Annotated in this window: 16 protein-coding genes; 12 read left to right on the plus strand and 4 right to left on the minus strand. The window is 75.0% G+C overall.

The features are described 5' to 3' along the window. Nucleotides 1-134: 134 nt before the first annotated feature. The 5 genes from ACZ47G_RS16340 (at nt 135) to ACZ47G_RS16360 (ending at nt 11,135) form a co-directional block, all read left to right on the plus strand. Entirely contained in the window at nt 135-3,221 is a 3,087-nt protein-coding gene (locus ACZ47G_RS16340) for a non-ribosomal peptide synthetase (RefSeq protein ID WP_465743097.1), read from the plus strand. 73 nt (nt 3,222-3,294) lie between these two features. Then, a complete protein-coding gene (locus ACZ47G_RS16345) occupies nt 3,295-4,470 on the plus strand; it encodes an acyl-CoA dehydrogenase family protein (protein WP_465743099.1) in 1,176 nt (391 codons plus the stop codon). A 29-nt stretch (nt 4,471-4,499) separates the two neighbouring features. Beyond that, the gene (locus ACZ47G_RS16350; RefSeq protein WP_465743101.1) at nt 4,500-6,308 is read left to right on the plus strand and encodes a non-ribosomal peptide synthetase; all 1,809 of its coding nucleotides are present in this window, start codon (nt 4,500-4,502) and stop codon (nt 6,306-6,308) included. Nucleotides 6,309-6,516: 208 nt separating this feature from the next. Next, nucleotides 6,517-8,301 (plus strand): non-ribosomal peptide synthetase, encoded by a 1,785-nt coding sequence (locus ACZ47G_RS16355; RefSeq protein ID WP_465743103.1) that lies wholly within the window; start codon nt 6,517-6,519, stop codon nt 8,299-8,301. Continuing rightward, a complete protein-coding gene (locus tag ACZ47G_RS16360) occupies nt 8,298-11,135 on the plus strand; it encodes a condensation domain-containing protein (RefSeq protein ID WP_465743105.1) in 2,838 nt (945 codons plus the stop codon). The genes ACZ47G_RS16355 and ACZ47G_RS16360 overlap by 4 nt, the downstream gene beginning before the upstream one ends. A 194-nt stretch (nt 11,136-11,329) precedes the next feature. On the opposite strand, the gene ACZ47G_RS16365 is transcribed toward ACZ47G_RS16360, so the two are convergent. From ACZ47G_RS16365 to ACZ47G_RS16375, 3 genes are all read right to left on the minus strand, one after another. Beyond that, nucleotides 11,330-12,679, minus strand: coding sequence for a vWA domain-containing protein (locus ACZ47G_RS16365; RefSeq protein ID WP_465743107.1), 1,350 nt, complete (start codon nt 12,677-12,679; stop codon nt 11,330-11,332). Next, the gene (locus ACZ47G_RS16370; protein ID WP_465743174.1) at nt 12,676-13,968 is read right to left on the minus strand and encodes an AAA family ATPase; all 1,293 of its coding nucleotides are present in this window, start codon (nt 13,966-13,968) and stop codon (nt 12,676-12,678) included. Before ACZ47G_RS16370 ends, ACZ47G_RS16365 begins: the two co-directional genes overlap by 4 nt. Nucleotides 13,969-14,046: 78 nt before the next feature. Beyond that, nucleotides 14,047-15,486: a hypothetical protein gene (locus ACZ47G_RS16375; RefSeq protein ID WP_465743109.1), complete on the minus strand. Its 1,440-nt coding sequence runs from the start codon at nt 15,484-15,486 to the stop codon at nt 14,047-14,049. Between the two features lie 273 nt (nt 15,487-15,759). Between ACZ47G_RS16375 and ACZ47G_RS16380 the strand changes: the two genes are divergently transcribed. Continuing rightward, nucleotides 15,760-16,902, plus strand: coding sequence for a GDSL-type esterase/lipase family protein (locus ACZ47G_RS16380; RefSeq protein WP_465743111.1), 1,143 nt, complete (start codon nt 15,760-15,762; stop codon nt 16,900-16,902). Between the two features lie 635 nt (nt 16,903-17,537). Further along, a complete protein-coding gene (locus ACZ47G_RS16385) occupies nt 17,538-19,097 on the plus strand; it encodes an alpha/beta hydrolase (protein ID WP_465743113.1) in 1,560 nt (519 codons plus the stop codon). 16 nt (nt 19,098-19,113) lie between these two features. Here ACZ47G_RS16385 and ACZ47G_RS16390 read toward each other — a convergent pair whose 3' ends face one another. Next, nucleotides 19,114-19,869, minus strand: a complete 756-nt coding sequence (locus tag ACZ47G_RS16390) for a FadR/GntR family transcriptional regulator (protein ID WP_465743115.1) — start codon at nt 19,867-19,869, stop codon at nt 19,114-19,116. Nucleotides 19,870-20,230: 361 nt separating this feature from the next. Here ACZ47G_RS16390 and ACZ47G_RS16395 point away from each other — a divergent pair, with 361 nt between their 5' ends. Genes ACZ47G_RS16395 through ACZ47G_RS16415 form a run of 5 tightly spaced genes read left to right on the plus strand, consistent with a single transcriptional unit; the run spans nt 20,231 to nt 26,082 of the window. Next, nucleotides 20,231-21,796 (plus strand): amino acid permease, encoded by a 1,566-nt coding sequence (locus tag ACZ47G_RS16395; RefSeq protein ID WP_465743176.1) that lies wholly within the window; start codon nt 20,231-20,233, stop codon nt 21,794-21,796. After that, on the plus strand, nt 21,793-23,151 hold the full coding sequence (locus ACZ47G_RS16400; RefSeq protein WP_465743117.1) for a glutamine synthetase family protein: 1,359 nt from the start codon (nt 21,793-21,795) through the stop codon (nt 23,149-23,151). The genes ACZ47G_RS16395 and ACZ47G_RS16400 overlap by 4 nt, the downstream gene beginning before the upstream one ends. Continuing rightward, nucleotides 23,148-23,939: a gamma-glutamyl-gamma-aminobutyrate hydrolase family protein gene (locus tag ACZ47G_RS16405; protein WP_465743119.1), complete on the plus strand. Its 792-nt coding sequence runs from the start codon at nt 23,148-23,150 to the stop codon at nt 23,937-23,939. Before ACZ47G_RS16400 ends, ACZ47G_RS16405 begins: the two co-directional genes overlap by 4 nt. Beyond that, nucleotides 23,936-25,309 carry an aldehyde dehydrogenase family protein gene (locus tag ACZ47G_RS16410; protein WP_465743121.1) on the plus strand — a complete coding sequence of 458 codons (1,374 nt, stop codon included), beginning with the start codon at nt 23,936-23,938 and terminating at the stop codon, nt 25,307-25,309. The genes ACZ47G_RS16405 and ACZ47G_RS16410 overlap by 4 nt, the downstream gene beginning before the upstream one ends. Beyond that, a complete protein-coding gene (locus ACZ47G_RS16415; RefSeq protein ID WP_229928387.1) occupies nt 25,306-26,082 on the plus strand; it encodes a 3-oxoacyl-ACP reductase in 777 nt (258 codons plus the stop codon). Before ACZ47G_RS16410 ends, ACZ47G_RS16415 begins: the two co-directional genes overlap by 4 nt. Nucleotides 26,083-26,319 lie beyond the last annotated feature (237 nt).

Below are 26,319 nucleotides of genomic sequence, written 5' to 3' on the forward strand. Positions count from 1 at the left end.
GTTCCGCTCCCCGAAGCCCCGGGCCGCACCCTCACCCCGGTGCCGCCCGCCCCCACCGGCCGCACCCGGGACCACCCCACGCCCGCAACCGGCCACCGAAGTGCCGACACGCCCACCACACAAGGGAATCATCCATGTTCGCACTCTCTCCGTCGCAGGAGATCGTCTGGCTGCACGAGCAGATGCAGCCGGGCAGCCGCGCCTACAACTTCACCGGCGTCCTCGACCTGTGGGGCACCCTGGACCGGGACGCCCTGCACGCCGGGCTCGCCGCCACCCTGGCCCAGCACCCGGGCCTGCGGCTGGAGTTGGTGCCCCGACCGGAGGGCCTGCCCGGCCAGCGGGTCGCCGAGGACTGCCCGCCGGAGCTGCGGCACAGCGACTACTCCGCCGAGGCCGACCCGGAGGCCGCGTTCCGCACGCTGCTCGCCGCCGAGGCCGAGGAGCCGCTGGACACCGAGCGGGCGCCGCTGCTGCGCTGGCACCTGGTCAAGCTCGCCGACGACCACCACCGGCTGATCCACGTCGAGCACCACCTCGTCCACGACGGCCACTCCTTCGCGATCTTCCTGCGCGACCTGTTCACCGTCTACCGCGCCCACGTCCTCGACCAGCCCTACGAGCTGGGCACCGCCCCCTCGTACGAGCAGCACGCCCGCACCGAGGCCGACCCGCAGGCCCGCGAGCGCGCCCTCGCCTTCTGGACCAAGGAGCTGGCCGACGCCCCGCGCGAGGTCACCCTGCCCGGACTGGCCCGGCCGGGCGTCGAGCGCCGCCACCGCGGCGGACAGCTGCGCCAGGCGATCGGCGCCGACCTCGCCGAGCGGCTGCGCGAGCGCAGCAAGGCCGACGGCCACACCCCGTTCAGCACCCTGCTCGCCCTGTTCGCCGAACTGCTGCGCCGGCACAGCGGCCACCACGAGGTGACCGTCGGCACCGCCGTCGGCAACCGCCCGGAGGGCTTCGAGGGCACCGTCGGCATGTTCGTCAACACCGTGCCGCTGCGCCTGCGGCTGGACCCGTCCGCCTCCGGCACCGACGCGGTGGACGAGGTGACCGACGTCCTGATGCGCGCCCTGCCGTACCAGGACCTGCCGGTCCAGGAGCTCACCCGCCGCCTCGGGCTGCACACCGGCGGCGCCGACAACCCGCTGTTCAACGTGATGTTCAGCGCCCACGACGCCGCGCTGCCCGACGTCCAGGCGCCCGGCCTCGACGTCTCGCTGTACGAGGGCTTCAACACCGGCACCACCCGCTTCGACCTCGACCTGGTGCTGCTGCCGGACGACCGCCGGGTGGTCGGCGAGAAGCACGGCGCCGCCGGGATGACCCTGATCTGGGACTACGACGCCGACCTGTTCGGCGAGACCAGGGCGGTGCTGCTCTCCGAGCGCCTGCTGGAGCTGCTGCGCCGCTACCTGGACAGCCCCGGGACGGTGCTCGCCGAGCTGGCCCCCGCGCCGGAGGCCGAGCCGGCCGCCCCCATCGCCCCGGTCGGGCTCGACCCGGCCGCCGCCCACGACCCGACCGCGCTCGCCCTGCTGGCCGGCACCGAACGCATCACCTACGGCGAACTCGACCGGCGCGTCGGCGAGTTGGTCGACCGGATGCGCGCCGCCGGGGTCACCGCCGGTCAGCCGGTGGCCGCCGTGCTGCCGCGCGGCACCGACAGCGTGGTCGCCCTGCTGGCCTGCCTGCGCCTCGGCGCCGTGCACGCGCCGCTGTCCACCGAGGACCCGGCCGCCCGGCTCGGCCTGCTGCTGGAGCGGCTCGCCCCGGCGCTCGTCCTCGCCACCCGGCAGAGCGCGCTCGCGCTGCCCGCCGAGGGCGTCACCCCGGCGCTGCTGGACGGCCCCGCCTTCCCGAAGGCCGAGCCCGCCGCCGCCCTGGAGGGCGGTGCGTACATCATCCACACCTCCGGCTCCACCGGTGTGCCCAAGCCCGTCCTGGTCGGCCGCGAGGCGCTCGCCGGGTACGTCGCCGCGATCGCCGCCCGCTACGAACTCACCGCCGCCGACCGGGTGCTGCTGTTCGCCCGGCCGTCCTTCGACGTGTCGCTGGAGGAGGTGCTGCCCGCCCTCGCGGTCGGCGCCGCGCTGGTGGTGCCGCAACGCGAGGTGCCCACCGGGCCCGAGCTGGTCGCCGTGCTCGCCGCCCGCGGCGTCACCGTCGCCAACCTGCCCACCAGCTACCTGCTCGCCGTCCGCGAGGACCTGCGCGAGGCGCTGCGCGACGGCCGCTGGTCGCCGCGACTGCTCGTCCTCGGCGGCGAGCGGCTGCCCGCCCGGGCGCTGGCCGGACTGACCGAGGCCACCACGGTGCTCAACGCCTACGGCGTCACCGAGGCCACCGTCACCTCCACCGTCCACCAGGTCACCGAGGCCGATGTCGCCGCGGACGGCGAGATCCCGCTCGGCGCCGAACTCGACGGCGTGCGCCTGCACGTGCTGGACGAGACCCTGCGCCCGCTCCCGTACGGCTGCGTCGGCGAACTCGCCGTCAGCGGCGGCCTGTTGGCGGAGGGTTACATCGGCCTGCCGGAGCCCACCGCGGCCCGGTTCGTCACCGTCCCCGCGCTCGGCGGCGCCCGGGTCTACCGCACCGGCGACCGCGGCTACCGCGACACCGAGGGCAGGCTGTGCTTCCTCGGCCGGGCCGACAACCAGGTCAAGCTGCGCGGCCACCGGATCGAGCTGGAGGAGATCGAGGCCGCCGCCTCCGCCGAACTCGGCGGCCGCTCCTGCGCGGTGGTGCTGCACACCGACCCGCAGACCGGCCCCCGCCTGGTCGGCTTCCTGGAGGGCGCCGAGCGCCCCGACCAGACCGCGCTGCACGCCGCGCTCGCCCGCCGGCTGCCCGGCGGACTCGTCCCGGCGAGTTGGACGGCCGTCGAGGCGATGCCCACCCTGCCCGGCGGCAAGCCCGACCGCGCCGCCCTGGCCCGGCTGGTCCAGGAGGCCCCGGAGGAGCCGGAGAGCGCGCCCAGCACCTTCGACGACCCCGGCCAGGAGCTGATCGCCGCCGCCTGGCGCGAAGTCCTCGGCCACGACCGCTTCGGCGCGGACTCGCACTTCTTCGAGGTCGGCGGCCACTCGCTGCTCGCCGCCCAGCTGGCCGCCTTCCTGGAGCCGCACCTGGGCAGCCGCCCGCCGCTGCGCACCCTGTTCCGCCACGCGGTGCTGGCCGACCAGGCCCGCGTCCTCACGGGTGAGGCGAAGTGAGCGAGCGCAGCGAGCGAACCATGAAGAGGCGTGCGTGGGCGAGTGCCCCTGCCGAGCGCAGCGAGGTGGGCGCATGAGTGCCCCCTCCGCCGTCCTGGAGGACGGCCACCGGGAGATCGTCGAGGCCTTCGAGAGCTTCATCCGCCGCGAACTCGTGCCGCTCGCCGCCGAGTTGCCCGAGACCGCCGACCAGGTCCCGACCGACCTGCGGGCCTACGTCCGCAAGCGCTCCGCCGCGCTCGGCTTCTACGCCGGCGACTACCCGGAGGAACTCGGCGGCTCCGACATGCCGTTCACCGCCGTCGTGCTGCTGCACCACGCCGCCGGGCGCAGCGGCTGCGTGCTCGCCCCGTACGCGCTGGCCGGCTCCGACGGGCCCAGCCCGCTGCTGCGGCACGGCACGCCCGAGCAGGTCGAGCGGCACCTCGTCCCGTTGGTGCGCGGCGAGCAGACCCGCTGCCTGGCGCTCACCGAGCCGCAGGCCGGCTCGGACGCCTTCCACCTCACCACCACCGCCGTGCGCACCGGCGACGGCTGGGTGCTGAACGGGCGCAAGACCTTCGTCAGCAACGCCGAACACGCCGGGATCGCCCTGGTGGTCGCCGCCACCGACCTCGGTGACGGCAAGGGCCCGAGCGCCGGGGCCACCGCCTTCGTGCTGCCGATGGACCAGCCCGGTCTGCGGATCGGCCAGCGCTACGAGGGGATGTCCGGCGAGCCGCTGTTCGAGCTGCTGCTCGACCAGGTCACCGTCGGCCCGGAGGCCGTCATCGGCGGCGAGGAGGGCATCGCCGCGGCCACCGCCCTGGCCATGGACAGCCTCTCCCGCGGCCGCCTGGTGGTCGCCGCGATGTGCAACGGCATCGCCGAGTACGCGCTGCGGGCCGGCGTGGAGTACGCCCGGGAGCGGCGCGCCTTCGGCAAGGTCATCGGCGAGTACCAGCACATCCAGGAGCACCTGGTGGCCACCCGCGCCGAGGTGGAGTGCTCCAAGCTGCTCACCCTCGCCTGCGCCCGGCTGGTCGACGAGGGCACCGAGTCGCCCGAGAACGCGGCGCTCGCCAAGCTGACCGCCTCCGAGACCGCCGTGCGCGCGGTGGACCGCTCGCTCCAGGTCCACGGCGCCACCGGCTGGGTGCGCGGCCACCCGCTGGAATTCCTGTACCGCTACGTCCGGATGACCACGATCATCGAGGGGACCTCCGAGGTCCAGAAGGTGATCATCGCCCGTTCCATGGGCCTGAACTGACGGTTTCTCGTACGTACTTGGAGACGATGATGGAATCCCTGAGCATCGGCTACGGCCGTCCCCACCAGGACGGCGCGGTCCTCGACCTGTTCACCGGCCAGGCGCACCGCACCCCGCAGGCGCCCGCCCTGATCGACGGCGCGCACACCTACGACTACGCCGGACTCGACCGCCTCGCCGACACCGTGGCCGCCGCGCTGCGCGGCAAGGTCGGCCCCGGCGACCTGGTCGGCGTCTGCCTGGGCCACTCGGCGGCGCTGGTCGCCGTCACCCTCGGCATAGCCAAGCTGGGCGCCGTCCACCTGCCGCTCGGCCCGCGCCCCGGCGAGAAGCGCCTGCAGGCCGTCGCCGAGCAGCTGCGCCCGGTCTGCCTGGTCGGCGAGGCCGCCGTGCTGCCGCCCGGCGGCGAGCGGCTGGCCCTGGACCTGCCCACCGCTGACCAGCCCACCGGGGACCAGCCCGGCGCCGGCGTGGTCGCCGCCCTGACGCCCGGCGGGCAGGTCAGCGTGCCCGTCGGCACCCACTACGCCGTCCTCACCTCCGGCTCCACCGGCACCCCCAAGGCCGTCGCCGTCACCGAGCCGGCCCTCGGCGCGCTGCTGCACTGGTACCGGGAGCTGACCGGCCTCGGCCCCGGCGAGCGGCACAGCCTGCTGATCGGGGTGGCCTTCGACCCGCACGTCATGGAGCTGTGGGCCACCCTGACCTCCGGCGCCGCGCTGGTGATCGCCCCCGAGGCCGTCCGCTGGGACTCCGGCGCGCTCACCGACTGGCTGGGCGAGGCCGGCATCACCGCCACCCTGCTGCCCACCCCGCTGGCCGAGCCGATCCTCAACCGGCCCTGGCCGGCCGGGCTGGCGGCCCTGCGCCACGTGGTGATCGGCGGCGACCGGCTGCGCCGTGCCCCCGGACCGGAGGTCACCGCGACCGTCCACAACGCCTACGGTCCCGCCGAGGCCACCGTCGCCACCACCGTGCACACCATGGCGCCCGGCGGCGACCACGGCGCCGGCGCGCCGCCGATCGGCCTGCCGATCCCCGGCGCCGTCCTGCTGGTCACCGACGAGCAGGGCCGCCCGGTGCCCAGAGGCACGGCCGGCGAGCTGCGGATCGGCGGCCGGGGCCTGGCCGCCGGGTACCTCGACCCCGAGCTGACCGCCCGCCGGTTCGTCGAGGTGCCGCCCGGCGTGGACGGCACCGACCGGGTCTACCGCACCGGCGACCGGGTGGTGATGCGCGCCGACGGCGTGCTGGAGTTCCACGGGCGCCTGGACGACCAGGTCAAGGTCAGCGGGGTGCGGATCGAACCCGCCGAGGTCGAGGCCGCCTTCGAGCGCGACCCCCGGGTGCGCCGCGCCGTGGTCGCCGCCGAGACGGCGGAGACCGGCGTCCGGCTGCTCGCCTTCGTGCAGACCGGGACGGACACCGAGCCCGGCAGCCTGCTGGAGGCCGTCCGGCCCTGGCTGCCCGAGCAGGCCGTGCCCTCGGCGGTCCGGCTGGTCGACACCTTCCCGCTGGACGCCAACGGCAAGGTGGACCGCGCGGCGCTGCTCGCCGCCGAGCCGCCCGCCCCGGTCGCCGTCGGCGAGGAGGGTGAGACCCCGGTCGAGCGCACCGTGCTGAAGCTCTGCCGGGAGCTGATCGGCCGCGCCGACCTCGGCCCGGGCGACAACTTCCTCGCCGCGGGCGGCAACTCGCTCGCCGCCGCCCGACTGCTGGAGTCCCTGGAGGGGGAGTACGGCGTGCGGCTGCGCGCCCCCCTGCTGCTGCGCCAGCCCGACCTGCGGGCGGTCGCGCGGCTGGTGGAGGAGCGGATGCCCAGCGCGTCCCTCGCGTAGCGGCTCGTACTCCGTGTGCGGGGCGGCCCGCACCCCGGGTACGGCCCGCACCCCCGGTACGGGCCGCCCCCGGCGGGGCCCGGGCGATGCCGCCGTGCACCGCAGCAGAGGGCTCCGTCGACCCGCCCGGCCCCGCCCCCGCCGAACCTCCTGTCCTGAACAGCGGCGCCCCGGCCTCACCGCCGGGGCGCCCGGAAGGGAACCCGTCATGACGCCCGCCCGCCCCACCCTCCCCGCCCTGGTCGCCCGGCAGGCCGAGCAGCACCCGACCGCGCTCGCCCTGACCGACGGCGACACCTACCTCACCTACCGCGAACTCCTCGACGCCTCCGGCCGGTTGGCCGCCGTCCTGGCCGCCCGCGGGATCGGCCCCGGCAGCGCCGTCGGCCTGCTGTGCGCCCGCTCCGCCAGGTTCGCCGTGGCCCAACTCGCCGTCTGGCGGGCCGGCGCCCTCGTCGTCCCGCTCGACCCGGCCTACCCGCGCCCGCGCATCGCCGAGATGACCGAGGACGCGGACGTACGGCTCGTCCTCGGCGACAAGGCGCTGCTCGCCGACGCCGGACTGCCCGCCGAACGCACCCTGGTGCTCACCGAGCGCGGCACCGAGGAGACCGGGGCGGCGGCGCCCGACGCCGCCGAGCCGGACGCGCCCGCGCTGCTCTACTACACCTCCGGCTCCACCGGCCGCCCCAAGGGCGTGCTCGTCCCGCACCGCGCCGTCGCCGAACTGGTCACCGCCACCGACGGCCTCACCCTCGGCCCGCGCGACCGGGTGCTCTTCCACTCCACCCCCTCCTTCGACGCCGCCACCTTCGAACTCTGGGCCCCGCTCGCCCGCGGCGCGGCCGCCGCCGTCTCCCCGGCCGAGCGGCCCAGCGCCGAGGAACTCGTCCGCGACATCGAGCGGTTCGGCGCCACCACCGCCTTCATCACCACCGCGCTCTTCCACCACCTGGCCGCCAAGCAGTCCCGGATCTTCGGCGTGCTGCGCACCCTGGCCGTCGGCGGCGAGGCGCTCGCCCCCGAGTACGCCGGGGCGGTGCTGCGGGCCTTCCCCTGGCTGGAGCTGTACAACGTCTACGGGCCCACCGAGGCCACCACCTTCACCACCGCGCACCGGATCGCCCCGGCCGACTGCGAGGGCGGCCCCGTCCCGATCGGGCGGCCCTTCGGCGGCGCCCGCGCCCTCGTCCTGGACGAGCGGCTCGCGCCGGTCGAGCCCGGCACCGTCGGCGAACTCTGGATCGGCGGCGGGCGGCTCGCCCAGGGCTACCTGAACCGGCCCGAGCTGACCGCCGAGCGCTTCCGCGACCTCCCGGGCAGCGGCCGCGCCTACCGCAGCGGCGACCTGGTGCGCCAACGCGCCGACGGCGCACTGGAGTTCCACGGCCGCACCGACGACCAGGTCAAGGTCCGGGGCTTCCGGATCGAGCCCGGCGAGGTCGAGCAGGCACTGCTGCGGTTCGCCGAGGTCGCCGAGGCGGCCGTGGTGGTCCGCCGGGCCGGACAGCCCGACGCCGCGCTCACCGCCTGCGTCGTCCTCGCCGAGGGCGCCGGGGTGGCCGTCGAGACCCTGCGCACCCGACTCGGCGAACGGCTGCCCGCCCACCTGGTGCCCACCGCCTGGGCCGTCCTCGCCGAGCTGCCGCTCACCGGCAGCGGCAAGGTCGACCGGCGGGCGCTCGCCACCGCCCCGGACCCCACGGCGGACCGCGCGACGACCGAGGCCGAACTCACCCCGATCCAGAAGGTCGTCGCCGAGGCCTGGAGCCGCGCCCTGGAACGCCCGATCACCGACCCGGCCGCCGACTTCCTCGCCGAGGGCGGCCACTCGCTGCTCGCCATGTGGGTCGTCGACGACCTGGCCGGGGAGTTCGGCATCGATCTGTCCCTGGCCGACTTCCTCGGCCACCCCACCGTGGCCGGCCAGGCCGAACTGCTAGAGCGCGCCCTGCGGGCCGCCGACGACACCCCGGGAGCACCCCAGCGATGACCAGCGACCAGAACGACCTGCTCCGCCGCGCCCGCAACCGCCGCACCACCACCGCCGCCACACCGGAGCGCCCGACGGCCGCCGACACCGGCCCGGCCCCGCTCTCCCACGCCCAGCAGCGGATGTGGCTGATGGACCACCTCGGCCAGGGCGGCGCCCTCTACAACGTCCCGATCGCCACCCGGCTGCGCGGAGCGCTCGACCGGGAGGCCCTGGCCACCGCGCTCACCGGCCTCACCGAGCGGCACGCCGTGCTGCGCACCCGCTACCCGCGCCGGGGCGAGCAGCCCTACCAGCACATCGAGCCGGCCGGACCGGTGCCGCTGGCCGTCGTGGACGCCTCCGCCGACGGCACGGAGCAGCTGGCGGCCGAGGCCGCCCGCCCCTTCGACCTCACCGAAGGGCCGGTGCTGCGCGCCCTGCTGCTGCGGCACGCGCCCGAGGACCACACCCTGCTGCTGACGATCCATCACATCGCCGTCGACGGCGGCTCGTTGCCCGTCCTCGCCGCCGACCTCGCCGAGCTGTACGCCGCCGCCCGCGACGGCGTCGAGCCCCGACTGCCGCAGCCCGGCCTGCCGTACGCCGAGTACGCCCGCCAGGAGCGCGCCCGGGGGGCCGAACTCACCGCCGCCGCCGACGCCCTCGCCGCCCAGCTGGCCGGCGCCCGGCCGCTGCCGCTGCTGCGGCCCGTCGCCCCCGGCGCCCGCGACCGCCGCGCCGGGCTGCACGCCGTACCGCTCGACGCCGCCACCGTCGAAGGCCTGCGGCAGCTCGGCGCCCGGCACGGCGCCACCCTGTTCGCCGTCGTCCTCGCCGCCGCCTTCGCCACCCTGCGCACCGCCGCCGGGCAGGACGACCTCACCCTCGGCTGCGCCAGCGGCCACCGCGCCCGGCCCGAGCTGCGCCGCACCGTCGGCCTGGGCGTCAACACCCTCGCGGTGCGGGCCGAACTGGCCGGGGAGGAGTCCTTCGCCGAGGCGCTCGCCCAGGTGCGCGGCGCCCTGCTGGAGGCCCAGCAGCACCACCAGGTGCCCTTCGACCTGGTGGTCGAGCGGCTCGGCGCGGCGGCCCGCGGCGCCGACGGCACCCCGCTGCTCTCGGTCAGCTGCGACCTGGTCCAGCCCGCCGCCCCGCTGACGCTGCCCGGCCTCGACGCCGAGAACGTCGAACTCGACCTGGAACTCGCCAAGTTCGACCTCACCCTGGTGCTGGAGGAGGGCCCGCGGCCGCGCTGCCTGATCCAGCACGACCAGGCGGCACTGGACGAGGCCACCGCCGCCCGGCTGGCCGAGGCCTTCGCCGCCGTGCTCCGGGCCGTGGCCGAGGGCGAGGGCGAGGACCGCCCGCTCGCCGAACTGCCCGGCGACCTCCTGGTCTCCGCCGTCCGGCACCCGGTGCTGGCGGCGCTGTCGGCCGCCCCCGGTGTGGCCGACGCGGCCGTGGTCGAGACCGCCGACGGCCCGCCGCTCGCCTACGCGGTGGTGCGCGGCCCGGTCGCCCCCAGCGGCACCGACCTGCGCTCGCTGCTCCGGCGCTCCGTCTCGGCAGCCGAACTGCCGCTGGCCGTCACCCTGTTGGACCGGATCCCGCGCGGCGCGGACGGCGCCGTCGACCGCGACCGGCTGCCCGGAGCCGCTCCCGCCCCGGCGCCCACCACCACCGACGACCGGCCCGGCCCGCTCGAACTGGTCCGCGCCACCTTCGGCGACCTGCTCGGCAGCGTCCCGCCCGCCGACGGCGACTTCTTCGCCCTCGGCGGCCACTCGCTGGTGGCCGTCCAGCTCGCCGAACGCCTGCGCACCCGGGTCGGAGTGCCGCTCACCGGCCTCGACGTCCTGGAACACCGCACGCCGCGCGCCCTCGCCGCCCTGCTCGGCGCCCGCGAGGAGGAGCGCCGCGCCGCCCTCACCCGCACCGGCGCCCGGCCGAGCGGCGAGCCCCGCACCGGCACCGTGCTGCTCACCGGCGCCACCGGCGGCGTCGGCGCCGCCGTCCTGCAGGAGCTGATGGCCCAGGGCCGGCCGGTGCGCGTCCTGGTCCGCCCGGAGTCGGCCCACCTGCCGGCCCTGCACGGCGCCGAGATCGCCGAGGGCGACCTCGGCGACCTGGACAGCCTCCAGCGCGCCGTCAAGGGCGTGGACGCCGTCATCCACGCCGCCTGCACCTTCACCGAGCACGAGACCGACGTCGCCGCGATGCGCGCCCTGCTGGACGGCTGGTCCGGCGGCCCGTTCGTCTTCGTCAGCAGCATCGACGCCTACGGGCGCCCGCCCGGCACCGAGGTCGCCGAGGGCGGCCCCAGCGGCGCACCGGTCTCCCCGTACGGGCAGGCCAAGCTCGACTGCGAGCGGATGCTGTTCGAGACCGCCGAAGCCACCGGCCACGGCCCGGCCACCGTGGTGCGCGCCCCGATCGTCTGGGGACCGCACCACCGCCTGCGCGACCAGCTGCGCTGGGGCTCCACCGGCGACCTCTACCAGGCCGCGCTGGCCGGCCGGCCGATCGTCCTGCCCGCCGGCGACCAGGGCGAGTGGAACGGCGCCGCCTGGGTGCACTCGGCCGCCCTGGCCCGCGCCCTCGCCGCCTGCGCCCTGCCCGACGGCCCCGCCGCCGGCCGGATCGTCAACGCGATCACCGGGCACGTCTCCTGGGCGGAGTTCGGCACCGAGTTGATCCGGCTGCTCGGCACGGCCGGCACGGTGGAGCAGCGCCCCGACGCCGACCCGGAGCTGCGGCGCCCGTGGCACTACCGGGCCGAGACCCTGGCCGCCGCGCTGCGGCCGGAGCCGGGGGAGGACTGGCGCAGCGTGCTGGCGGCCATGGTGGGCTGACGGCTGGACGGCTGGACGGCTGGACGGCTGGACGGCTGACGGCTCCTGACGACGGGCGGAGGTGCTCGGTGCTCCTCCGCCCGGTCCCGCCGGGAGAGTCGGCCCGGGTGCGTCCGGCGGTTGTTCCACGAGCCGCCCGCGCGCGGCCGGCGCGCCCAGGTCCAGGCGCAGGCCTCCGGGCGCGGTCCCCGGCCTCAGCCGAGGTGGACCACCCGGGCCCAGTCCGGCGGCGTGTCGGGCCGGTACTCGCCGTTGTTCTCGTTGTACCGGGCCGGCCGTCGGAACAGCCCCACCACCGTGCGGCAGGACGGCGGGACGGCCGGCCATGGCGTCTGCCCGTCGGTCAGCACCACCACGACGTCCGGCTGCGGCCTGGTCCGCAGCGCCGCCGCGAAGCCCGTCCGCAGGTCGGTGCCCCCGCCGCCGACCAGCGGGATGCCGGCCGCCCGGCAGAGCGCGGTGGCCGTCTGGAGGGCCGCGTCGCAGGACAGCACGGTGACCAGGTCGTGCCGCCCGCCGACCGCCCGCCCGATCGCCGCGACCTCCAGCAGCGCGCTGCCCAGCTCCTGGTCGGAGACGGACCCCGAGGTGTCGATCACCACCGAGACCCGGGGCGGACGCCGCCGCAGGCTCGGCAGCACCACACCGGGGAGCCCGACCGAGCGGCGGGCCGGGCGGCCGTAGCTGTAGTCGCCGCCCGCGCCCGGCCCGGACACCGCCGAGCGCATCGCCGCACCCAGCAACTGCCGCCACGGCTGCGGCGGGTGGAACACCTCCTCGGCCCAGCGCCGCCAGCCCGCCGGGGCGTTCCCCGGGCGGCCCCGGATGCCCTCGGCGACCCGGAAGCGCACGGCGTCCTGCTCCTGGGCGGTCAGCCCGTGGGCGCCGTCCGGGCCCAGCTCCCAGGGGCGGTCCACGCCGTCGGCGCCGCTGCCGCAGTCCAGCCAGGCCAGGTTCAGGCGGCGCAGGTCGAAGCCGAAACCGCGGACGTAGTCCTCCATCAGCTCGCCCGCCGGCAGGTCGAGGAGCGCCGGCGTCAGCGCGCCGGCCGGCGTGACCAGGCCGTCCCCGAAGGCGTCGTCGTTGATCTCGCAGTCGGCGGCGATGTTCATCCGCAGCCGGTCCGCGGAGCCCGTCAGCCCGAGTTCGCGGGCCAGCCGGTCGCTGCGGCCGTGGTGGTCGCGCAGCAGGTGCGAGACCTCGTGCACCCAGACCGAGGCGAGGTCCTCCACCGGGGTGCGCTCGACGAAGCCGGGCGAGGCGTAGCAGCGCCAGTGGCGGTCCACGGCCATCGTCGGCACCTGCCGGGACTCCACCAGGTGCAGCGCGAACAGGGCCGTCGCCAGGTAGGGGCGGGCCCGGACGGCCTGCAGCCGGGCGGCGTACAGCTTGCCGAGGTCCAGTGGGCGGGCGTCCGGTGGGGCGGCGGTCGGTTCGGCCGGTCGGCTGGCGGTGAGTGCTCTGCCACGCCTGCCGACGTCCAGCGGGGTGGGGGCGGGCCGGGCGCTCCAGCCGGTGTCCGGCGGCGTGCTGCCCGCGCTCATCGGACCGTCACGTCGGTCCGGGCGGCGACGCGCACCGCGGCGCGGTCGGCCCGCCGGGACAGCGCCACCGTCGAGGCCAGGTGCTCGATCGCCGCCGGGACCTCCCAGTCCTCCCGGCGCAGCGAGGCCAGCGTGGTGGCCGGGACGACCAGCACATCCGGTGCGCCGGTCGCCATCGCCCGCACCAGCAGCGCCCAGGCCGCGTCCCAGCGCGCCCGCTCCGGCCGGTTGCGCACCGCGGCCACCACCCCGTCCAGCACCACCTGGCGCAGGTCCCCGCGCTCGGGCAGCACCGCGTCCGCAGGGTCGGCGAGCAGCTGCTCTGGGTCCGGCAGGTCCATCCGGTCCATGCTCGCCATCAGCTCCAGCCCGGGACCGTCCCCGACCGTGCCCCGGACCAGCAGCGACAGCACCTCCCGGGAGGAGCCGGCCGCGGTGGCGAAGGCGATCAGCCGCAGCGTCATGTCCCAGCTGCGCGGAGACGGCCAGGCCCCGCCCCGCTTGGTCTCGGTGGTGGGCATCCGGTGCACCAACTCCGGTCGAACGGTCAGCAGTTCGCAGACCGCCCGGCGGGCGAGCGCGACCGCGGCGGTCAGCTCCGCCGGATCGAGCCGCGGCAGGGTGGCGACCGGCCACACCCCGCCGAGCCCGCGCACCACCACCTCGTGGTCGTGCACCCACTGCAGATGGACGAACCGGTTCGCCAGCGGCGGGCTCAGCTCCCACCCGTCGGCCGCCGAGGAGCGCGGGTTCGCCGCGGCCACGATCCGTACGCCCGGCGGCAGTTGGAGCGCGCCGATGCGCCGCTCCAGGACCAGCCGGAGCAGCGCGGCCTGGACGGCGGGCGGCGCGGTGGACAACTCGTCCAGGAACAGCAGCCCGCGGCCGGCCCGGACCAGCCGCACCGCCCAGTCCGGCGGGGCCAGCGGGACGCCCTGCTGCGCCGGGTCGTCGCCGACGATGGGCAGGCCGGAGAAGTCCGAGGGCTCGTGGACGCTGGCGATGACGGTGGTCAACGGCAGCTCCAGGGCCTCGGCGAGCTGGTTGAGGGCGGCGGTCTTGCCGATGCCGGGCTCGCCCCAGAGCAGCACCGGCAGGTCGGCGGCCACGGCGAGGGTGAGCGCCTCCAGTTGGTCGTCGGCGCGGGGCTCGGTGCGGGTGTCGCCGAGCAGGTCGAGCAGTTGGCGGGCGACGTCGAGCCGGGCGTGGGTGGGCGTGGGCATCGGTGCGGACGTGGGTGCCGATGTGGGGGCGGACGTGGGTGCGGACGTGGGTGCGGACGTGAGCATGGGCATGGTCGTGGGCATGGGTGATCACCTTGGGAGGTCGGAGGAAGTCAGTGGGTTCCGCGCGGGTCTTCGCGCGCTTCAGCGGGTGGCGGTGCGGGGCGGCCGCGGGAACGGGTAGCCGCGGCGCTGGTACCGGGACCGGCCGAACCGGTAGAGCTCGTAGGAGGTCATGGCCTCCACGGCCTTGGCCCGCCGGTCGAGGGTCAGGCCGGACCGGTAGAGGCCGTAGGCGACCCGGCGTTCCGCCGCCGCCGCGAGCTCGTCCCGCAGCGGGCCGTCGCGCAGCGCCGCACGCGGGCCGAGCAGGCCCTCCAGCACGGCCAGCGCCCCGGCGGTGTCGCCGTGGTTCAACCGCTCCCGCACACCGGCCAGTTCGGCCGGCTCGCGGTGCGCCTGGTCGATCGCGCGCAGACAGGGCAACGGGGTGCCGGACAGCGCGACCAGCAGCTCCTCGCGGCGCAGTTGGGCCGGGTCGTGGTCGATCGCGGTGAGCACCCCGTCGATCACCGCGATCCGGTGCCGGGCGCCGCGACACTCCACCATCCGGTGCCCGGGCGGTGGTTGGGGCTGTGGTTCGGCCCGGTGCCCGGGCGCCAGCGCGGCCGCGACCAGCGGATGCAGCCGGTCCGGCGTGATCGCCCCGCTGCGCAGCAGGTCGACGTCGGGCGGCACCCAGGTCGCGGCGTCCGGCAGCAGCGGCAGCGCCCGGACGTCCCCGGTGGCGTCCTCGACGCCGGTGCCGGGCCCGAGCACCAGCCGTCGGTGCCGCCCGAGCCGTACCGCGACGGGCCCCGGGGGGAGTCCCTCGGCGTGCAGCAGCAGTTCGGCCTCGGCGGCCCAGCGGTCGACGGCGGGGCGCAGGCCGCGTGGGCCGACTCCCGTGACCGGCAGGCCGGTTGGCGGATCGGCTGCGGAGTCCGGCAGGCCGGTCAGCGGATCGGCCGTGGACCGCGGTGCCAACTCACCGCTGCGATCCGCGTCCCACAGGTGCCGGTGCAGGTCGAGCCGGTAGCGGCGGCTGGGGCGCGGATGGGGGTGCGGGGCGGAGCCGAGGCCGGGGCCGGAACCGGGGCCAGGCCCGGAGTTCGGGTCGGAGCTCGGGTCCGAGCCGTCCCACAGTGCCAGGCTGATCCGCTGTCCGTACTCCGCCCAGGCGGGCGGCGTGCGGACCACCAGGTGCACCGGTCGCTCGCCCGGGTAGCGGGCCAGCGGCACGGTCAGCCCGGCGCGCAGCAGTCCGTCGGGTGCGGTTCTGGGCAGGTGCCAGCGCAGCAGGTCCGGTGCCAGGCGGCGCAGGTCCTCGCGTACCCGGTCGGCCAGTTGCCGGCCATGGGTGCGCGAGACGTCCCGCAGCCGGAAGTCCACCTCGACGTTGGCGGCGGCGCAGGCCCCGGCCCAGTCGCCGGCCAGTCGGCGCGCGGTGGCGGTTTCGATCATGGAGGGCGGCACGGCGTACTCGCGTACGCGCCGCCAGAAGGAGAAGCGGGAGTCGTCCTCGTTCGCGGTGTGAGTGAGCATCAGCACTCACCTTGGGCGAACGGGACCTCCGATCCGAGAGCAGCGAAAGTCTTCATCGCCGGGGAGCATAGCGCCTGCCGTCGCCGCCGCGCCACACCCTTTCGCCGACCTGCCTGGCGGCCTGAGCGCTCCCTATGCATCTCAACTATTTGCCTAAAGTATCTAGGCAACCTCATAGTTATACTAGGAAAAAGGGAGGAGGTGGCCATTCCATGCCTCCGCACTCCCCACCTCTGCGCTTCGCGCCTCCGTACCACCGAACGAAGAGGCACCGTGATCACCACGCCCGTCACCGAGTCCCTCCTGCACGGCCACCTGGACGTCGAGCACACCGGCCGCGGCCTGCTCCCGCACCGGCTGCCCGCCCGCGCCCGCCGCCAGATCCCCGACGAACAGCTGGCGATGGCCCAGTCGCAGCCCTCCGGCGTCCGCCTGGCCTTCCGCACCCGCGCCACCACGCTGGCCCTCCACACCGTCCCCACCAAGCGCGCCTATCCGGGCGTGCCCAGCCTGCCCGACGGCGTCTACGACCTCCTCGTCGACGGCCGACCGCAGGCCCAGGCCACCGTCCCCGGCGGCAACCTGCGTACCGTCGACCTCACCACCGGCCGCACCACCCTCACCGAAGGCCCGCCCGGCACCGCCCACTTCACCGGCCTGCCCGCGCACGACAAGACCGTCGAGATCTGGCTCCCGCACACCGAGACGACCCAACTCATCGCCGTCGACTCCGACGCGCCCCTCACCCCCGTACCCGCCGCCACCCGCAACCGCTGGCTGCACCACGGCAGTTCGATCAGCCACGGCTCCAACGCCACCCACCCCACCGGCACCTGGCCCGCCCTCGCGGCCCTCGCCGCCGGCCTCGACCTCACCAACCTCGGCTTCGGCGGCGGCGCCCTGCTCGACCCCTTCACCGCCCGCGCCATCCGCGACACCCCCGCCGACCTGATCAGCCTCAAGCTCGGCATCAACCTCGTCAACGCCGACCTGATGCGCCTGCGCGCCTTCACCCCGGCCGTCCACGGCTTCCTCGACACCATCCGCGACGGCCACCCCACCACCCCGCTTCTGGTCGTCTCCCCCCTCCTCTGCCCCATCCAGGAACACACCCCCGGCCCCCTCGCCCCCGACTTCACCAGCGGCACCCTCCGCTTCCGAGCCACCGGCGACCCCGCCCCCGGCCGCCTCACCCTCACGGTGATCCGCGCCGAACTCGCCCGCATCGTCGAAGCCCGCACCGCCGACGGCGACCCCAACCTCCACTACCTCGACGGCCTCACCCTCTACGGCGAGACCGACCACGACACCCACCCCCTCCCCGACGCCCTCCACCCCTCCCCGGAAGCCCACCGCCTCATCGCCACCCGCTTCACCCACCTCGCCCTCGGCCCGGACGGCCCCCTGGCGCTCTGACGGCAGCGGCCGCAGGCTGCCCGTCCCGTCAACTGCGGTGCCAGAGAAGGCCGGCGGTCCCGAACCCGTCGGCATGCCCGGACCAGCCGCCCGCGTGCCGGCCCGGCATCCCGGCGGGCCGACGCACCGCACGCCGGAGACGGTGCTGACCCGCACGGCCCCCCCGGGGTGCAGGCATCACCGCGTGTATGACCGCGCACCGAAAGGCCCATGCCGCGTGGACGGCCCGGCGCTCCGGTGTGCGGGGCGGGCGATCTCGCTGCCCGCGCGCCCGACGCGGCTCAGGGCGATCACCGGGTTTCGCCCCCCGACCCCTAGGGGTCGGGGAAGTCGCCCGTCCGTCCGGTGAACCCGGGAGAGCGGGGGCGCCGAGCCGAGTGCTCCGACGGGCCCGCGCGGTGCGCGCCGTTGCCGCGCCGCAGGTCGGGGTGCCCACGACGCGGTCGTCGGCGGTCAGCTGATCGGTCGTCGACCCTGAGCGGTGAACGGCCGGGCATAGGAGTCAGGTCGCAGGTCGGCGCGTCGGCCTCAACCTCCGGTCGGACCGGGAGCCCATCCCGGCGTCGGACGAGGGACGGAGGTGGCGATACGGAGACTGGAGGCAATCCGAGACCCTTGATGCACAGAGGACTGGCATGGTTCTGCGAGACGGACGAACGATCTCCGCGCTGACGGTCGGCGCGCTGACCAGCGTGATGGCGGCGCTCACCCCCGCGACGGCGTTCGCGGCGGGGGATCCGCTCCAGCGGTACGCGCAGCAGGAACTCCGCTGGGAGCGCTGCGACGCGGGCCGGCCGGCCGCGTTCGAGTGCGCGAAGGTCAAGGTGCCGCTGGACTACGGCGACCCCGGGGGCCGCACGATCGACCTCGCGGTGTCGCGGGTCGCGGCGAGCAACCCGAAGGAGCGGCACGGCGTGCTGCTGATGAACCCCGGGGGGCCGGGCGGTCCGGGACTGACCATGCCCGTGGAGATGGAGCCGCTGCTCCCGGCGCAGGTGCGCGAACGATTCGACCTGATCGGCTTCGACCCGCGCGGAGTCGGGCAGAGCTCGCCGATCGGCTGCGACCTGACGGGCGACGAGCAGACCGTCCTCCACCCCTACAGCGCGCGGACCTTCGCGAAGGACGTGGCCCGGGCCCGGTCGGTGGCCGACAAGTGCTGGGCCAAGGCGGGGGACCTGCTGCCGCACATCACCACCCGCAACACGGCACGGGACATGGACGTCCTGCGGGCGGCACTCGGGGAGCGGAGGATCTCCTACTTCGGGCACTCGTACGGCACCTATCTGGGCGCCGTCTACACGCAGATGTTCCCCCAGCGCTCGGACCGGTTCGTGCTCGACAGCGCGCTCGACCCCGCGCTCGCGTGGCGAGGATCCTTCCGGGGGTGGGCGGTGGGGGCCGAACTCGCCTTCACCCGGTGGACCGAGTGGGCCGCCGCGCGCGACGCCACGTACGGGCTGGGCCCGACTCCGGCGCAGGTCCGCAGGACGTACTGGGAGCTCATCGCCCGCGCGGACCGCACTCCCGTCCCGGTGGAGGGCGGGGCGCTCGACGGCGGCGCGATCCGTTCCGAGTACGCCGAGTTCGTCCACGTCGAGACCGTGACCCCGTGGATCGTCGCGCTGAAGGCGGCGGCCGCGGGCGGAGCGCCCGCCCCGGCCACGGCGACCGCTGCGACATCGGCACCGTCAGCGCCCGGGACGGCCGGATCGGCCGGACCCGCGGTGTCCGGCGCCGGCACGGCGGCCGGGGCGTTCACCGCGGACGTTCCGGCGGACAATCCGGTCGCCGTCGCGTGGGCCGTCTCCTGCGGCGACGCCCGCAGCTGGCCGCGCGATCCCGAGCAGTACCGCCGGGACGCGATCCGGGACCGGGCCACGTACCCGCTGGCCGGCGACCTGGGGGCCAACGTCCAGCCGTGCGCGTTCTGGAAGTCGTCGGCCGGCGAACCGGCCACCGTGGTGAACAACGACGTCGACGCGCTGATCGTGCAGAACCAGTGGGACCCGCGGACGCCACTGGCCATGGCGCAGGGCATGCGCCGGGCGCTGCACGGTTCGCGGATGGTCACGGTGGCCGGCGGTGAGGGCCACGGCGTGGTGGTGAACGGCCCGTCCTGCGCGGACGCGGCCGTCACGCGGTACCTGACCACGGGCCGACTGCCCGCCAGGGACCTGACCTGCGGCCAGTAACGCGCTTCTGGGGGTGTCAGGCCAGGAAGCCGCGCAGTAGGGAGGCCGTGGCGGCGAGGTGTTCCTCGGTGGCGCGGCGGGCGGCGTCGCCGTCGCGGGCGAGGATCGCCCGGACCATGGCGCGGTGCTGTTCGGCGGCGTGCTCGATGTTGCGGTCCAGCATGGGGATCGCGTTCAGCAGGTCGTTGAGGCGCATCCTGGCCTCGGCGATGGCCGCGGCGAGGGCGGGGGAGCCGGTGAGTTCGCCGATGGCGAGGTGGAAGCGCGAGTCCAGTTGGCGGTACTGCTCCGCCGGGGCCCCGTCCAGTTCGGTCAGCCGGTCCTGCAGGTGGGCGCGCTGTTCGGGGGAGAGGGGGCGTCGGGCGGCGGCCTCGGCGGCGCCGACCTCCAGGACCTGCCGGTAGGTCAGCGCGTCCTCCAGTGCGCCGCCGAGGTCGCGGGCGGCGCGGCGAAGATCGGCGACGTCCGGTTCGGGCATCCGGTAGGTGACGAAGGTGCCGCCGTAGCGGCCGCGGCGGGGCTCGACGCAGTCGGCCTGCTGGAGGGTTCGGAGCGCCTCGCGCAGGGTCTCGCGGCTGACGCCGAGCCGGGCGGCGAGGTCGCGTTCGGCGGGCAGCCGGTCGCCGGGGCCGAAGACGCCGAGCTTGATCGCCTGGAGCAGCCGCTCGACGGTCTCCTCGAAGGCGTTGCCGGTCCGGATCGGGCGGAAGATCGCCCCGGCCTCCCAGTCGAGCCGTGCCTGCTCACGTGCTACGTCCACGTCCACGTCCACGCCGGAATCGTACCTGTGAACGGATATCCCGCACTCATTCCCGTCCTGCCCTTGACGTGGCCACCGTCCAGCCGGAACGATGCTGCTCACCCACCCAATGGTCTGACTTTAGACCATTGAAGAGCTGTCCGAAGAGCTGTTCCGAAGAGCCGTTCGACCGTCGAACCCGCCGGGGCGGGTGCGCCACGCCGCCGTGACCGCGCGCACCCCGGCACACCCTCAACCCCCAGGGGTGCCCATGACCGACGCACGCTCACCCGACCACCCTGGCTCCGTCGTGTTTCCGGTGGACTCCTCCCCGGTTTCCGCCGACGAACAACGCCTCCGCGAGCTGGGCTACACCCAGGAGCTGGCCCGCTCGATGTCGGGCTTCTCCAACTTCGCCGTCTCGTTCTCCATCGTCTCGATCCTGTCCGGCTGCCTGACCCTCTACGGGACGGGGATGAAGACCGGCGGCCCGGCCCTGATCATCTGGGGCTGGCCGGTGGTGGGCCTGCTGACGCTCTGCGTCGGCCTCGCGATGGCCGAGATCTGCTCCAGCTACCCGACGGCCGGCGGGCTCTACTACTGGTCCGCCAAGCTCACCCGCAGTCGTAGCCGCGGCCCGGCCTGGAGCTGGTTCACCGGCTGGTTCAACTTCCTGGGCCAGGTCGCGGTGACCGCCAGCGTCGACTACGGCGCCGCCTTCTTCACCAACGCGTTCCTGGAGCTGCGCTTCGGCGTCGCGGCCACCCCCGCGCACACCATGGAGATCTTCGCGGCCATCCTGCTGGTGCACGGCCTGCTCAACACCTTCGGGGTGCGGCTGGTCGCCGTCCTCAACAGCGTGTCCGTGTGGTGGCACCTGATCGGCGTCGCGATCATCGTCGGCGCGCTCGCGCTGCTCCCCGAGCGGCACGCCTCCGTCTCCTTCGTCCTCACCGAGTTCGTCAACCGGACGGGCTTCCACAGCCAGTTCTACGTCGCGATGCTCGGCCTGCTGATGGCCCAGTACACCCTCACCGGCTACGACGCCTCCGCGCACATGACCGAGGAGACCCAGGACGCCGCCCGCTCCGGTCCGCGCGGCATCGTCAACGCCATCACCGTCTCCCTGGTGGCGGGCTGGATCCTGCTGCTCGGCATCACCTTCGCGATCCGCGACTACGACGGCGCGCTCAACAGCGACACCCAGGTCCCGCCCGCGCAGATCTTCATCGACGCGATCGGCTCCGGCGGCGCCCAGTTCCTGCTGCTCATCGTCATCGGCGCCCAGTTCTTCTGCGGCATGGCCTCCGTCACCGCCAACTCGCGCATGATCTACGCCTTCTCCCGCGACGGCGCGCTGCCCGGCTCCCGCCTCTGGCACCGCATCTCCCCGCGCACCCGGACGCCGACCAACGCGGTCTGGCTGGCCACCGGTGGCGCCCTGCTGCTCGGACTGCCCGCGCTCTGGAACAACACCGCCTACACGGCCGTGACCTCGATCTCCGTCATCGGCCTCTACATCTCCTACGTCATCCCGGTGTACCTGCGGCTGCGCCAGGGCGAGGACTTCCCGCGCGGCCCCTGGCACCTGGGCCGCTGGAGCCGGCCGATCGGCGTCGTCGCCGTCGGCTGGACGGCGGTGATCACCGTTCTGTTCATGCTGCCCACCGCCAGCCCGATCACCGCCGAGAGCTTCAACTACACCCCGGTCGCCGTGGCCGTGGTCGTCGGCTTCGCCGGCGTGTGGTGGCTGGCCTCCGCCCGGCACTGGTTCACGGGGCCGCACCTCGGCGGCGAGTCCCACCTCGGCGCCGAGCCCCACCTCGGCGCCGAGCTGTCCGCGCCGTCCGTACCGCCCGTACCCCCCGTACTGCTCGTACCGCCCGCGTCGCCCGCGTCGCCCGCGACGCCCGTACCGCCCGTACCGTCCGCGCCAGACACCGAACCGGAGACCCGATGACCACCCCCCGGCTCACCCTCGACGAACTGCGCACCCGCGTCGCCGACGGGTCCGTCGACACCGTCGTGCTCGCCATGACCGACATGCAGGGGCGCCTCCAGGGCAAACGCGTCGCCGCCGAGTACTTCCTCGACGACGTCGTGCCCGGCGCCGCCGAGGGCTGCGGCTACCTGCTGGCCGTCGACGTCGACATGAACACCGTCGACGGGTACGAGGTCTCCTCCTGGGAGAACGGCTACGGCGACCTGACGCTGCGCCCCGACCTCGCCACCCTGCGGTCCATCCCCTGGCACCCCGCCACCGTCATGGTCCAGTGCGACGTCGTCCACCACGACGGCACCCCGGTCGCCGTCTCCCCGCGCCAGGTCCTCCAGCGCCAGCTCGACCGTCTGGCCGGCTACGGGTGGCAGGCCCAGGCCGCCACCGAGCTGGAGTTCATCGTCTTCCGGGACAGCTACGAACAGGCCTGGGACAAGGACTACGCCCGGCTCACCCCGGCCAACCAGTACAACGTCGACTACTCCATCCTCGGCACCGGGCGCATCGAGCCGCTGCTGCGCCGCCTGCGCAACGGCATGGCCGGCGCCGGCCTGACCGTGGAGTCCGCCAAGGGCGAGTGCAACCTCGGCCAGCACGAGATCGCCTTCAAGTACGCCGACGCCCTCACCACCTGCGACAACCACGCCGTCTACAAGACCGGCGCCAAGGAGATCGCCGTCCAGGAGGGCTGCAGCCTCACGTTCATGGCGAAGTACGACGAACGCGAGGGCAACTCCTGCCACATCCACCTGAGCCTGCGCGACGAACAGGGCGCCCCGGTGTTCGCCGGCGACCGCCCGCACGGCTTCTCCCGCACCATGGAGCACTTCCTCGCCGGCCAGCTCGCCTGCCTCGCCGACTTCGCCCTGCTGTTCGCCCCTACCGTCAACTCCTACAAGCGCTACGTCCCCGGCAGCTTCGCTCCCACCGCCATCGCCTGGGGCCGCGACAACCGCACCTGCGCCCTGCGCGTGGTCGGCCACGGCCCGTCGCTGCGCTTCGAGAACCGCGTCCCCGGTGGCGACGTCAACCCCTACCTCGCGGTCGCCGCCCTGATCGCCGCCGGACTGCACGGCGTCGAGCAACAGCTCGAACTCCAGCCGGAGTTCACCGGCAACGCCTACGCCTCCGACGCGCCCCGGGTGCCCGCCACCCTGCGCGACGCGGTCGACGCCTTCGAACGCAGCGCCGTCGCCACCGAGGCCTTCGGCAAGGACGTCGTCCGGCACTACACCCACGCCGGACGCACCGAACTCGCCTCCTACCAAAGGGCGGTGACCGACTGGGAGCGGCGCCGCGGATTCGAGCGGCTGTGACCCGCGAGGATCGCCGACCGCTGATCGGCATCAGCAGCTACCAGGACGACGCCGCCTGGTCCGTCTGGAACCAGCGCGCCTCCCTCGTGCCCCAGACGTACGTCGACGCCGTCGTCCGCGCGGGCGGCACCCCGGTGCTGCTGCCGCCCCAGCCCGGCGCGGCCGGCCACCTGCTCGACGCCCTGGACGGTCTCGTCCTCGCCGGCGGACCGGACGTCGACCCGGCCCGCTACGCGGCGGCCCCCCACCCGCGCACCGGCCCGCCCCACCACGCCCGCGACGACTGGGAGAGCCGGCTGCTCGGCGCCGCCCTCGCCCGGGACCTCCCGCTGCTCGGCGTCTGCCGCGGTATGCAGCTGCTCAACGTCGAACTCGGCGGGACCCTCCTCCAGCACCTGCCCGACGACAGCCACCAGATCGCCCCCGCCCGCTACGTCCGACACCGGGTCGCCGTGGCGGACGGCAGCCGGCTCGCCGCCGTCCTGGGGCCCGCCACCGAGGTCTCCTGCTACCACCACCAGGCCGTCGACCGGATCGGCACCGGCCTGCGGGCCACCGCGCACAGCGCCGACGGCACCGTCGAGGCGCTCGAACTGGCCGGCCACCGCTTCGCCCTGGGCGTCCAGTGGCACCCGGAGACCGACCCCGACGACCTGCGCCTGTTCCACGCGCTCATCGCCGCCGCGCTCATCACCGCCGACCAGTCCGTCACCGCCAGCCAGTACGTCAGCCACTCCGTCAGCCAGTCCGCCGACCAGTACGTCAGCCAGAGGGAGACCGCCCGATGACCGAACCGGACCTCTTCGAGGTCGTCAACCCCGCCACCGAGGAGGTGATCACCACCGTCGAACTGGCCGGCCTCGCCGAGACCGACGCCGCCGTCGCCCGGGCCCGCGCCGCCTTCGACACCTGGCGCCGGGTGGCCCCCGCCGACCGTGCCCGGCTGCTGCGCGCCTTCGCCGCCGCCGTCGACGCCGACCGCGAGCACCTCGCCGCCCTGGAGGTCGCCAACGCCGGGCACACCATCGGCAACGCCCGCTGGGAGGCGGGCAACGCGCGGGACGTCATCGAGTACTACGCCGCCGCCCCCGAGCGCCTGTTCGGCCGCCAGATCCCCGTCGCCGGCGGCATCGACGTCACCTTCCAGGAACCGATCGGCGTCGTCGGGGTCATCGTGCCCTGGAACTTCCCCATGCCGATCGCCGCCTGGGCCCTCGCCCCGGCGCTCGCCGCCGGCAACACCGTCATCGTCAAACCGGCCGAACTCACCCCGCTCACCGCGCTGCGCCTGGCCGAACTCGCCCTGGCGGCCGGGATTCCCGAGGGCGTGCTCCAGGTCCTGCCCGGCCGCGGCCCGGTCGTCGGACAGCGCTTCGTCACCCACCCCGACGTGCGCAAGGTGGTCTTCACCGGCTCGACCCGGGTCGGCAAGGAGATCATGGCGGGCTGCGCCGCCCAGGTGAAGCCGGTCACCCTCGAACTCGGCGGCAAGAGCGCCAACATCGTCTTCGCCGACGCCGACCTCGCCAAGGCCGCCGCGACCGCGCCCTACGCCGTCTTCGACAACGCCGGCCAGGACTGCTGCGCCCGCTCCCGGATCCTCGTCGAGGCCTCCGTGTTCGACGACTTCATGGCGCTCCTGGAGCCGGCCGTGCGCGGCGTGCGGGTCGGCGACCCGGCCGACGAGAAGACCGAGATGGGCCCGCTGATCTCGGCCGCCCACCGCGCGCGGGTCTCCTCGTACGTCCCGGACGCCTCGGCCGCGGCCTTCCGCGGCAGCGCCCCGGACGGGCCCGGCTTCTGGTACCCGCCGACCGTCCTCGCACCGGTGCGCCACGACGACCGCGCCTACACCGAGGAGATCTTCGGCCCGGTCGTCGCCGTCGTCCCGTTCCGCGACGAGGACGACGCCGTGCGCATCGCCAACGCCACCGAGTACGGCCTGTCCGGCTCCATCTGGACCAGGGACCTCGGCCGCGCGCTGCGGGTCTCGCGCGGCGTCGAGGCCGGCAACCTCTCCGTCAACTCGCACTCCTCGGTGCGCTACACCACGCCGTTCGGCGGCTTCAAGCAGTCCGGACTCGGCCGCGAGCTCGGCCCGGACGCCCTCGACGCCTTCACCCAGACCAAGAACGTCTTCATCTCCACGGAGGAATGATCAGCATGACCCAGCGACTCGACGGCCGCGTGGCCGTCATCACCGGCGCCGGCAGCGGCATCGGCCTGGCGACCGCCCGCCGCTTCGCCGCCGAGGGCGCGAAGGTGGTCTGCGTCGACCTCGACCCGGAGACCGGCGCCAAGGCCGCGAACGAGGTCGGCGGCCTGTTCATCCAGGCCGACGTCACCGACGAGGCCGCGGTGCGCGACCTCTTCCAGCGCGCCGTCGACGAGTACGGCCGCCTCGACATCACCTTCAACAACGCGGGCATCTCCCCGCCGGACGACGACTCCATCCTCACCACCGGCCTGGACGCCTGGAAGCGCGTCCAGGAGGTCAACCTCACCAGCGTCTACCTGTGCTGCAAGTACGCGATCCCGCACATGCAGCGCCAGGGCAAGGGCTCGATCATCAACACCGCGTCGTTCGTCGCCGTGATGGGCGCGGCCACCTCGCAGATCTCCTACAGCGCCTCCAAGGGCGGCGTGCTGGCGATGTCCCGCGAACTGGGCGTGCAGTTCGCCCGCGAGGGCATCCGCGTCAACGCCCTCTGCCCCGGCCCGGTGAACACCCCGCTGCTCCAGGAGCTCTTCGCCAAGGACCCGGAGCGGGCCGCCCGCCGCCTGGTCCACATCCCGCTGGGCCGCTTCGCCGAGCCCGAGGAGATCGCCGCCGCGGTGGCCTTCCTCGCCTCCGACGACTCCTCCTTCATGACCGCCAACACCTTCCTCGTCGACGGCGGCATCTCCGGCGCCTACGTGACCCCGCAGTAGCACCCGTAGCCGCGGCCTCCGGGCGCTCCGGGCGCTCCCGGGGCTCCCGGAGGCTCCCGGGGCCTCCCGGGGGAGAAGGAGCGAGGGCCGTGCTGGTGTGCACGGCCCTCGCTCCGGGTGCGGGGCGCCCCGTTCCCGCCCTCGCCGCCCGGATCTGCACATGGTGATGAACTGTGCGGTGTGCACCGTCACTTGTACGCGGTGCTGAGCTGCAGTGTCGGTGAGGAATCGAACCCC

Source organism: Kitasatospora sp. NPDC030952 (assembly GCF_055571335.1).

Coding starts and splice junctions, on each gene's coding strand:
- ACZ47G_RS16340 (WP_465743097.1), top strand. CDS start 135: ATGTTCGCACTCTCTCCGTCGCAGGAGATCGTCTGGCTGCACGAGCAG.
- ACZ47G_RS16345 (WP_465743099.1), top strand. CDS start 3,295: ATGAGTGCCCCCTCCGCCGTCCTGGAGGACGGCCACCGGGAGATCGTC.
- ACZ47G_RS16350 (WP_465743101.1), top strand. CDS start 4,500: ATGGAATCCCTGAGCATCGGCTACGGCCGTCCCCACCAGGACGGCGCG.
- ACZ47G_RS16355 (WP_465743103.1), top strand. CDS start 6,517: ATGACGCCCGCCCGCCCCACCCTCCCCGCCCTGGTCGCCCGGCAGGCC.
- ACZ47G_RS16360 (WP_465743105.1), top strand. CDS start 8,298: ATGACCAGCGACCAGAACGACCTGCTCCGCCGCGCCCGCAACCGCCGC.
- ACZ47G_RS16365 (WP_465743107.1), bottom strand. CDS start 12,679: ATGAGCGCGGGCAGCACGCCGCCGGACACCGGCTGGAGCGCCCGGCCC.
- ACZ47G_RS16370 (WP_465743174.1), bottom strand. CDS start 13,968: ATGCTCACGTCCGCACCCACGTCCGCACCCACGTCCGCCCCCACATCG.
- ACZ47G_RS16375 (WP_465743109.1), bottom strand. CDS start 15,486: ATGCTCACTCACACCGCGAACGAGGACGACTCCCGCTTCTCCTTCTGG.
- ACZ47G_RS16385 (WP_465743113.1), top strand. CDS start 17,538: ATGGTTCTGCGAGACGGACGAACGATCTCCGCGCTGACGGTCGGCGCG.
- ACZ47G_RS16395 (WP_465743176.1), top strand. CDS start 20,231: ATGTCGGGCTTCTCCAACTTCGCCGTCTCGTTCTCCATCGTCTCGATC.
- ACZ47G_RS16400 (WP_465743117.1), top strand. CDS start 21,793: ATGACCACCCCCCGGCTCACCCTCGACGAACTGCGCACCCGCGTCGCC.
- ACZ47G_RS16410 (WP_465743121.1), top strand. CDS start 23,936: ATGACCGAACCGGACCTCTTCGAGGTCGTCAACCCCGCCACCGAGGAG.
- ACZ47G_RS16415 (WP_229928387.1), top strand. CDS start 25,306: ATGATCAGCATGACCCAGCGACTCGACGGCCGCGTGGCCGTCATCACC.